This window comes from Bacillus sp. JJ1521 (assembly GCF_036965165.1).
Taxonomy (GTDB): domain Bacteria; phylum Bacillota; class Bacilli; order Bacillales; family Bacillaceae_L; genus Ferdinandcohnia.
In genome coordinates, this window is the sequence record NZ_JBALOX010000298.1 from 4,411 (window position 1) to 5,588 (window position 1,178).

General features: G+C 39.1%; 2 protein-coding genes. Both read left to right on the forward strand.

Translation table 11 applies throughout. The features are described 5' to 3' along the window. Positions 1-4 precede the first annotated feature (4 nt). Positions 5-271 carry a phosphocarrier protein HPr gene (locus V7147_RS25020; protein WP_335370505.1) on the forward strand — a complete coding sequence of 89 codons (267 nt, stop codon included), beginning with the start codon at positions 5-7 and terminating at the stop codon, positions 269-271. Then, the coding region (gene ptsP, locus V7147_RS25025; RefSeq protein ID WP_335370504.1) for a phosphoenolpyruvate--protein phosphotransferase at positions 271-1,178 on the forward strand (908 nt) is incomplete at its 3' end. The genes V7147_RS25020 and ptsP, both read left to right, overlap by 1 nt.

The window sequence follows — 1,178 nt, forward strand, 5'->3', positions numbered from 1 at the left end:
AAACATGGCAGAAAAAACATTTAAAATTACAAGTGATTCAGGAATTCATGCACGTCCAGCGACAGTATTAGTACAGGCTGCAAGTAAATATAATTCAGATATTCAATTAGAATTTAACGGGAAGTCTGTTAACCTTAAATCTATTATGGGCGTTATGTCACTTGGTATTGGACAAGGCGCTGAAGTAAAGATCGTTGCCGAAGGCTCTGATGAAGCAGAAGCAATCGCAAACTTAACGGAAATTATGGCAAATGAAGGACTTGGTGAATAATGTCTAATATGATTAAAGGGATTGCTGCTTCTGCAGGGATTGCAATTGCAAAGAGCTATCGTTTAGAGAATCCTGATTTAACGGTTGAAAAACAAACAATCAGTGATAAAGATGCTGAAATGAAGCGTTTTGAGGACGCGGTAAATCAATCAAAAGATGAATTAGAAGTGATTAAAAATCGTGCGAATGAAGAATTAGGGGAAGACAAAGCTGCTATCTTTTCTGCTCATCTTCTCGTGTTAAGTGATCCAGAACTTCTTAATCCGATTAAAGATAAAATCAGCTCTGAAGGTGCAAATGCTGAATTTGCCCTGCAAGAAGTTGCAAACATGTTCATTACAATGTTTGAAGGTATGGATAATGAATATATGGCTGAACGCGCTGCTGATATTCGTGACGTCACAAAGCGTGTGCTTGCTCATTTGCTTGGAGTTACGATCTCAAATCCTAGTATGATTTCAGAAGAAGTGATCATAATCGCGGAAGATTTAACTCCATCTGATACGGCTCAGTTAAATCGTAATTATGTGAAAGGCTTCACCACTGATATCGGTGGTCGTACATCTCACTCTGCAATCATGGCAAGATCAATGGAAATTCCAGCAGTCGTTGGAACGAAGGCTGTTACCTCAAATATTCAAAATGGGGTCATGGTGATTGTTGACGGACTTGATGGCGACGTTATTATTGATCCTTCAGAAGAGGTTTTAGCTCAGTACCGTCAAAAGAAAGAACAATATGAAGCTCAAAAAGCTGAGTGGGCTAAATTGAAAAATGAAAAAACCGTTACAAGTGACGGCGAGCATGTTGAGCTTGCTGCCAATATCGGAACTCCCGAAGATGTAAAAGGTGTTCTTGAAAATGGCGGAGAAGCAATCGGACTCTACCGTACAGAATTCTTATATAT